We start from the raw sequence: 7553 nt of genomic DNA on the forward strand, positions 1-7553 counted from the left end.
TCAGGCCGCCAGCGGCAGGGCGTCGAGGGCCGAGACCGGCCGGAGTTCCAGCCGGTCCAGGCCCTTGGCCAGGACCGCGTCGTCGGGTCCGGCCGCGTGCCATTCGCGCCAGTTCACCGCGAAACCGTCGGGCAGGGCGATCTCGCCGTCGAGGTTCATCGGCGCCCCCGCCGCGATTCCGGCAAGGCCGTCGCGGAAGGCCCGGTCGACCGGGCCGGGCCAGAGGAGGTCGAGATCGGAGGTGGCCGAGAGGTAGGGCAGATCTGTGAGCGCCTGCCAGAGCAGGCCGCCGAACACGCGGGGCATGCGGCCATACGCGGCCCCGTGCGCCAGGAGCGCGTCGAGGGTCGGGTGCCACGCGGCGGGCGCGGTTGCGCGCGCCTGCGCCAAGGTCACGCCGGAATGCGGACGCACCGCCCCGGGCGGCAGCGCGAGACCGATGCGGCGCTTGCCGAGGCTGGGCGGCAGCGGCAGCCCGGCCGGAACCAGGGCGGCATCCTCGCCGGGCACGCGGCGGCGCACGATCACGGGCCAGCCGCGCGCGGCCCAATCGGCGAGGTGGGGAATCCCGTCGAGGTCGGGCCGCGCCGCCAGCAGCGCATCCCACGCGGCGGGCGCCACCGTGAGCAGGTCGTGGCGCGCGAGATCACGCACCCCGCGCCTCGCCCACCACCATGCCCTGCGCCTCGCGCACCACCCGGGCGGCGATGTCGCGGGCGACCGGACGCCCGCCCCGCGCGAGGCCCAGGGCGTCGCGGGTGTCGTCCGCCGGGCTCTCCGCGATCAGGGCGCCGACCTGGGGACCGAGGGGCTTGTCCGGGTCGAGGACCACCTGCACGGCGCCGGTCTGGACCATGTTGTCGAGGCCGGGGGCGAAGACCGGGGTCGAGCGGGCCATGGCCTGGAGCGTCTCCAGGGGCAGCTTGGTGACGCGGGCGACCGAGGGCAGGTCCATCACGCTCGGATGGGCGCCGGGGAGCGCCGCGAGCACGCGGGTGGCCAGCGCGGTGGCGATGAAGGCGCCGGCGGCGCTGTGGCCGTAGAGCAGGCCGATCGTCGGGTGCCCTTGCGCGTCCGCCAGCAGGAGCGCCTTGGCGAGATGCGCGAGGTACTCGTTGAGGCCGAGGAGTTCGTCGCGCCGGCTCATGCGCTGGCTGTCGGAATCGATGAGGACGAGGATGGGCGTGGCGCCGCCCGCCCGCACCACGTCGAGGACGCGGCCCGCGAGGTGGCAGGCGCCCTCGATCCCGAGGGCCGTGTCGCCGTCGATGCCGATCACGGCGAGGCGCCCGCCGTTCAGGGGCCCGTCGCCGGTGATGAGGCCGTCCGCCAGCGTGACGGCGTGCCCCTCCGGGAAGAGCGAGGCCAGGATGGCGTCGTGGGGCATCTTATCGGGCATGGTGCGGCCCCTCCGGCAGGCGGTCGAGCAGGGCGTCGAAGGCCTCGGTGGTCAGGCCCGGCACGGCGGTGGGGTCGTCGACGCCCAGCCGCCCCCAGATCTCGGTGGCGTCGGCGCAGTCGCCGAAGCGGTCGAGGCGGGCCTCCAGCCGGGCCTGCTCGGCTTGAAGCGTCGCGAGATCGAAGGCCGGGGCGGCCGGAATCGCCGCCAGCGCCGCGGCGCGAAAGGCCCCGATCGTGTCGTCCACGAAGGCGTCGGCCGCGCCCAGCAGGCGCCGGTGCTTGCCGCCCATGGTGCGCCAGACCAGGGCCCGGTCGCGGGAGTCGAATTCCTCGGCGCCCCGGTTGGTCTCGATCACCTCGGGCCCGGAGACGCTGAGACGCCCGCCCTCGGAGATAACGAGGCGCGAACAGGTGCCGGCGACGAGGCCGCCGCCGCCGTAGCAGCCGGCCCGGCCGCCGATGAGGCCGATCACCGGGATGCCGGCGGCCCGCGCGATCGCGATCGCCCGCATGATCTCAGCGATCGCCGTCTCGCCCGCATTGGCCTCCTGCAGGCGCACGCCGCCGGTGTCGAACAGGATGAGCACGGCACTGGGCTTCACCGCGAGGGCGGCCCGCAGCAGGCCCACGAGCTTGGCCCCGTGTATCTCGCCGAAGGCGCCGCCCATGAAGCGGCCCTCCTGGGCGGCGACGAGCACGGGTTGCGCTTCGAGCAGGCCGTGCCCGACGATCATGCCGTCGTCGAAGGCGCGCGGCAGGTCGAACAGCGGCAGATGCGGGCTCATCATCCGCTGCTCGGGGCCGATGAACTCCTGGAAGCTGTCCGCGTCGAGGAGGCCGGCGAGGCGGGCGCGGGCGCTGGCCTCGTACCAGCTCTGGTCGAGGGGGGAGGGCGAGAGGGTGACCGGCTTCCAGTCCATCACGGCATCTCCATCAGGCGGGCGCCCTGGGCGAGGCGCAGGGACACGGTGTCGGGGCGGGCGCCCCCATCGTTGATGGTGATGGTCAAGCCCCCGGGCTGCCGGCGGGCCACGAAATCCGCCACCACGGCCGCCCAGACCTCGGCGTAGCCGTTTATGGCGGTGTCGATCTCGAACGCGCAGGTGTCCGGCGCGAGGTTGCGTTCCAGCAGCACCTCGAGGTTGCCGGAAGCGACGACCCCGGTGATCGCGCTGGCCTTCGCGCCGGGGAGCGCCTTCTGGGTGGTGTGGCGGAAGCTCAGCTTCTCCATGATCGGAAAATTCCTCACCAGTTCCGGAACTTGGCCGGCGGCTCGTAGAGCCCGCCCGACCAGTGCACGAGGTCCTTGATCGAGCGCGCGGCGAGCAGCGAGCGGTCGGCGTCGAGGGGCTCGATGCCGAGATCCTCCGGCCTGCGGATGATGCCCCGCGCCCGCAGGCGCTCGACCTCGGCGTGGTCGCGGCCGCGGCCCACCTCGGTGTAGCCGGCGACCCCACGGATCGCCTGCTCGCGCTCGTCCAGGGTCCGGCACAGCAGCAGGTTGGCGATGCCCTCCTCGGTGACGATGTGGGTCACGTCGTCGGCGTAGACCATCACGGGGGCGAGTTCGAGGTTGAGTTTCTTCGCGAGTTCGAGGGCGTCGAGTTTCTCCACGAAGGCCGGCACCAGCTTGTCGCCGAAGGTCTCGACGAGCTGCACCACGAGTTTTCGCCCACGCCGGAGCGCCGGGTCCCCGGTGCCGCCGGCCTCGCGCCCGGCCTTCATCCAGGTGTCGGAGGGGTGGCGCCGCCCGTGCGGGTCCGAGCCCATGTTCGGCGCGCCGCCGAAGCCCGCGACCCGGTTCGTCGTAACGGTGGAGGAGTGTCCCTGAAGGTCGATCTGCAGGGTCGAGCCGATGAACAGGTCGCAGGCATAGAGGCCCGCCGTCTGGCAGAAGGCGCGGTTCGAGCGCAAGGACCCGTCCGAGCCCGTGAAGAACACGTCCGGACGGGCGCGGATGTATTTGTCCATGCCCACTTCGGAGCCGAAGCAGTGGATCTGGCTGACCCAGCCGGATTCGATGGCCGGGATCAGGCTCGGATGCGGGTTGAGCGCCCAGTGCGTCGCGATTTTGCCCTTCAGCCCGAGGCGCTCCGCATAGGTCGGCAGCAGGAGCTCGATCGCCGCCGTGCCGAAGCCGATACCGTGGTTGAGGCGGCGGATGCCGTACTCGGCGTAGATCCCCTTGATCGCCATCATGGCCATCAGGATCTGCGTCTCGGTCACGGCACCGGGATCGCGGGTGAAGAGCGGCTCGACGTAGAACGGCTTGTCGGCCTCGACCACGAAGTCGACCCGGTCGCCGGGGATGTCGACGCGGGACACCCGGTCGACGATCGCGTTCACCTGGGCCACCACCACGCCGTTCTTGAAGGCGGTCGCCTCCACCACGGTGGGCGTGTCCTCGGTGTTGGGGCCCGTATAGAGGTTGCCGTCCCGGTCGGCCGAGACGCCCGCGATCAGGGCCACGTTCGGCGTCAGGTCGATGAAGTAGCGCGCGAAGAGTTCGAGGTAGGTGTGCACCGCCCCGAGCTCGATCTGGCCGCCATAGAGCATCTTGGCGATGCGCCCGCCCTGAGGCCCGGAATACGAGTAGTCGAGCCGCTTCGCGATGCCCTGCTCGAAGATGTCGAGGTGCTCGGGCAGGACGATGCCCGACTGCACCATGTGCAGGTCGTGGACCCGGGCCGGGTCGCAGGCCGAGAGGCCCCGAGCGAGGCAGTCGGCCTGCTTCTGGTTGTCGCCCTCCAGGCAGACCCGGTCGCCGGGCTGGAGGATCGCCTCGAGGAGGTCGACGACTCGGGCCGCCGGCACGACCTTGCCGTCGGCGTGCGCCCGCGCCCGTTCGAGGCGCGCCTCGCGGGCGGTGCGTTCCTGGCACCAATCCGTCATCCCGTCCGCTCCCTCGTTCGCCCCCGCGTATACGGTTCGGGGCCATCGACGCCTCACGACATGCCGAGGCCGGCGCTTAATCCCTATCAGTATTCAAAATTGCGTATTTGTCAATCATCGGTATACTGAACCCAATCAAAAACGAATCGCCGGATACCCAGGAGGAACGCCCCATGCCCCGTGCATTCCAAACCCCATGCCCGACAACGCGGAGACACGCCCGATGACCATCTTCGGCGTCGCGCTCCTTGCGCTCTGCACGCTGATCGGCGTGTTCCTCGGCGACCTCCTGGGCGTCGCCCTCGGGGTGAAGGCCAATGTCGGTGGCGTCGGCCTCGCCATGATCCTGCTCATCGCCGCCCGCTCCTGGCTCCTCGCCCGGGGCAGGCTCGGCGGCGGGATCAAGCTCGGGGTGGAATTCTGGTCCACCATGTACATCCCCATCGTGGTCGCCATGGCGGCGCAGCAGAACGTGGTGGCGGCCGTGCGCGGCGGGCCCATCGTGCTCATCGCCGCCACGGTCTCGCTGCTGCTCTGCTTCGCCTGCGTCGCCCTGCTCGGCCGCTTCGGGCGGCGCGAGCCGGGGGCGGACGCGCAGGTCCGCCACGGTGGCGACGTCATCGGCGGCGACCCCGCTTCGGCCCAAGGCCGCCCGGCGGAGAAGGTGTGATCCCATGCTGCACATGATCGAACACGTCTTCGTCGAGCAGAGCCTGGTGGCCGCCTTCGCGGTGGTGGGCGCCCTGATGCTGGTCTCCAACCTCGCCAGCCGTTGGCTCACCGCCGGCCGCGTCCACGGCTCGGCCATCGCCATCGTGCTGGGGCTGGGGCTCGCCTACGTGGCCGGCCTCTACACGGGCGGCCAGAAGGGGGTCGCCGACCTGCCGGTCTTCGCCGGGATCGGCCTGATGGGCGGGGCGATGCTGCGCGACTTCGCCATCGTGGCCACCGCCTTCGAGGTCGACGTGGTGGAGGCGCGCCGCGCCGGCCTCCTCGGCGTGCTAGCGCTCGCACTCGGCACCGTGATCCCCTTCATCGTCGGGGCGCTCACGGCGGTCGCTTTCGGCTATACCGACGCGGTCAGCATCACGACGATCGGGGCGGGGGCCGTCACCTACATCGTCGGGCCGGTGACCGGGGCGGCGCTGGGCGCGGATTCCGCCGTGATGGCGCTCTCCATCGCCACCGGCGTCACCAAGGCCGTGATGGTGATGGTCGGCACGCCGCTCGTCGCCAAGCTCATCGGCCTGGACAACCCGCGCTCGGCCATGGCCTTCGGGGGACTGATGGGTACGGTGAGCGGCGTCGCCGGAGGGCTCGCCGCCACGGATCCGAAGCTCGTACCCTACGGCGCGCTGACGGCGACCTTCCACACCGGCATCGGCTGCCTCGTCGGGCCATCGCTGTTCTACCTCACGGTGCGGGCCATCGTGGGATGACGGACGGGGTGTCGCGCGTCCTGGGAGGGACAAGGGTCATGGACGAGGGCGGAATGGACGAGCAGGGGACGGAGCGCGGGCTCCTGTCGGACCAGATCCGCAACGCGCTCACGGACGAGATCGCGGCCGGGCGGCTCGCCGCAGGCACCGCCCTCGACGAGCAGGATCTGGCCGACCGCTTCGGCGCCTCGCGCACCCCCGTGCGGGAAGCCCTGCGCCAGCTCGCCTTCAACGGGCTGGTGGAGCTGCGCCCGCGCCGGGGGGTCGTGGTCACGCGCATGACCCCTGAGCGGATCATGGACATGTTCGAGACCACCGCCGAGTTCGAGGCGATGTGTGTGCGGCTCGCCACCTACCGGATGACGCCGCTCGAGCGCAGCCACCTGATGGACCTGCACGCGCGCTCCGGCGACATGGTCGCGGCCGGCGACGTCGATGCCTACGACGCCCTCAACCGCAGCTTCCACGAGGCCCTCTACGAGGCTACCCACAACGGCTTCCTCAAGGAGCAGGCCCTGGCGCTGCGGACCCGCCTGTCGAGCTTCCGCCGGACCCAGCTGCGCCAGGGCGAGCGCATCCTGCGGTCGCGGGCGGAGCACGGCGCCATCCTGGCGGCGATCGCCGAAGGGGACGGCGAGGCGGCAGCCAAGCGCATGCGCGCCCACATGCTCAACGCGGCCAGCGCCCTGCGCCACTACATCGAGGCCCACGCGGAGGCCCGCCCGGACGCGTGATGCGTGGCGCGCATGTACCAAGGCTCAACCGCCGAGAGAACTGCGCCCGGTACATGCACCGCGTGCCAAAGCGCACGCCGGCCCGGCCGGGGCGCTCCTATATCGAGATCGTACCAAGAAGAACGGCCCCCGGACATCCTGGATCGGATCCTCGGATGCTTGACGGTGACCGACCTGTACATCTGGATACGCGAATCATGAACGTCCGTCTTGCTTCCGCTGCCGCCGCCCTGGTCCTCACCCTCGGCGCTCCCGTCTCGTCCGCCCTCGCGCAGAGCTACAACGCCCCGGCCGGCATCCCCGCCGCCACCGCGCCCGGCAGCCGCGCCGTCGGCTATTACGACGACGTGACGACCGGCTCGATCGGCCGCCGCTCGGACGACTCGGCCAAGGAAGGCAATGCCGAGCAGAACGACAAGCCGACCGCCAATTACGGCACCACCTCGGGCGGCCCGGCTTACTGAGGCCGGGAACGACCTGAACTGACAACGGCGGGGCGCGAGCCCCGCCGTTTTCGTGTCTGGGCAGCACTTCAGCGCGCGAGGGAGTCGGTCAGCGTCAGGCCGAACAGGATCACTCAAACGAAGCGGTGGGCGCCGCCGCCGCCATCGCCCGCCTGACCGGCGCCTTGGGCTACCGGCTTTGCGATCGACCGCGACACCGACAGCATCGCGCATCCAGGCCGCCGCGATCCCGCTGACGCCGGACGGGCGGGTGGCGCGGGTGCTGTCGCCGCTGGCCCTCAACGGCCGCGCCCTGCGTCTCGCGCTGATCGAGGGGGAGGGCCGGGGAACGGCACGCTCGCCGACCGGCTCACCCTGCTCTGCGACGGCGACGACGCGGTGCGCGGCGTCTACACGCCGCTGATCGAGCGCATCCTGAGCCTGGCCGGGACCGTGCTGGCGATCGGGCTCGGCGTGTGGCTAATGCGCAGACGCGGCCGGCCCGTATCCGGTCTGAACACGAGAACGCCCGCCGCGCTTGAGAGCGTGGCGGGCGTTTGTTGGTTTGGTTGCGGGGACAGGATTTGAACCTGTGACCTTCAGGTTATGAGCCTGACGAGCTACCGGGCTGCTCCACCCCGCGC

The 7553-nt window shown here is 71.4% G+C and carries 10 protein-coding genes and 1 tRNA gene; 5 read left to right on the forward strand and 6 right to left on the reverse strand.

What is annotated here, in order from left to right:
* The 5 genes from mdcG to mdcA are packed head-to-tail and all read right to left on the reverse strand — an operon-like array spanning window position 1 to window position 4293.
* Window positions 1-654 carry a malonate decarboxylase holo-[acyl-carrier-protein] synthase gene (gene mdcG, locus MKK58_RS15805; RefSeq protein ID WP_243912952.1) on the reverse strand — a complete coding sequence of 218 codons (654 nt, stop codon included), beginning with the start codon at window positions 652-654 and terminating at the stop codon, window positions 1-3.
* On the reverse strand, window positions 647-1399 hold the full coding sequence (gene mdcE / locus MKK58_RS15810; RefSeq protein ID WP_243912953.1) for a biotin-independent malonate decarboxylase subunit gamma: 753 nt from the start codon (window positions 1397-1399) through the stop codon (window positions 647-649). The genes mdcG and mdcE overlap by 8 nt, the downstream gene beginning before the upstream one ends.
* Window positions 1389-2321, reverse strand: a complete 933-nt coding sequence (locus MKK58_RS15815) for a biotin-independent malonate decarboxylase subunit beta (protein WP_243912954.1) — start codon at window positions 2319-2321, stop codon at window positions 1389-1391. Before MKK58_RS15815 ends, mdcE begins: the two co-directional genes overlap by 11 nt.
* Window positions 2321-2632: a malonate decarboxylase acyl carrier protein gene (gene mdcC / locus MKK58_RS15820; RefSeq protein ID WP_243912955.1), complete on the reverse strand. Its 312-nt coding sequence runs from the start codon at window positions 2630-2632 to the stop codon at window positions 2321-2323. The genes MKK58_RS15815 and mdcC overlap by 1 nt, the downstream gene beginning before the upstream one ends.
* A 14-nt stretch (window positions 2633-2646) precedes the next feature.
* Window positions 2647-4293 (reverse strand): malonate decarboxylase subunit alpha, encoded by a 1647-nt coding sequence (mdcA, locus tag MKK58_RS15825; RefSeq protein ID WP_243912956.1) that lies wholly within the window; start codon window positions 4291-4293, stop codon window positions 2647-2649.
* A 223-nt stretch (window positions 4294-4516) separates the two neighbouring features.
* Between mdcA and madL the strand changes: the two genes are divergently transcribed.
* The 5 genes from madL to MKK58_RS15850 all read left to right on the forward strand — a co-directional run bounded on the left by madL (window position 4517) and on the right by MKK58_RS15850 (window position 7497).
* Window positions 4517-4963 carry a malonate transporter subunit MadL gene (madL, locus tag MKK58_RS15830; RefSeq protein ID WP_243912957.1) on the forward strand — a complete coding sequence of 149 codons (447 nt, stop codon included), beginning with the start codon at window positions 4517-4519 and terminating at the stop codon, window positions 4961-4963.
* 4 nt (window positions 4964-4967) lie between these two features.
* Complete coding sequence (gene madM, locus MKK58_RS15835; protein WP_243912958.1) at window positions 4968-5732, forward strand: malonate transporter subunit MadM; 765 nt, start codon at window positions 4968-4970, stop codon at window positions 5730-5732.
* Between the two features lie 38 nt (window positions 5733-5770).
* Window positions 5771-6466: a GntR family transcriptional regulator gene (locus MKK58_RS15840; RefSeq protein WP_243912959.1), complete on the forward strand. Its 696-nt coding sequence runs from the start codon at window positions 5771-5773 to the stop codon at window positions 6464-6466.
* A gap of 197 nt (window positions 6467-6663) precedes the next feature.
* A complete protein-coding gene (locus MKK58_RS15845; RefSeq protein ID WP_238280568.1) occupies window positions 6664-6930 on the forward strand; it encodes a hypothetical protein in 267 nt (88 codons plus the stop codon).
* A gap of 378 nt (window positions 6931-7308) precedes the next feature.
* A complete protein-coding gene (locus tag MKK58_RS15850; protein WP_243912960.1) occupies window positions 7309-7497 on the forward strand; it encodes a hypothetical protein in 189 nt (62 codons plus the stop codon).
* Here MKK58_RS15850 and MKK58_RS15855 read toward each other — a convergent pair.
* Window positions 7476-7552 (reverse strand) — tRNA-Met (locus MKK58_RS15855). The two genes, MKK58_RS15850 and MKK58_RS15855, sit on opposite strands and share 22 nt — an antisense overlap.
* Window position 7553: the final 1 nt, after the last annotated feature.

Origin of the sequence: Methylobacterium sp. J-078 (genome assembly GCF_022829285.1) — a bacterium.
GTDB lineage: Bacteria > Pseudomonadota > Alphaproteobacteria > Rhizobiales > Beijerinckiaceae > Methylobacterium.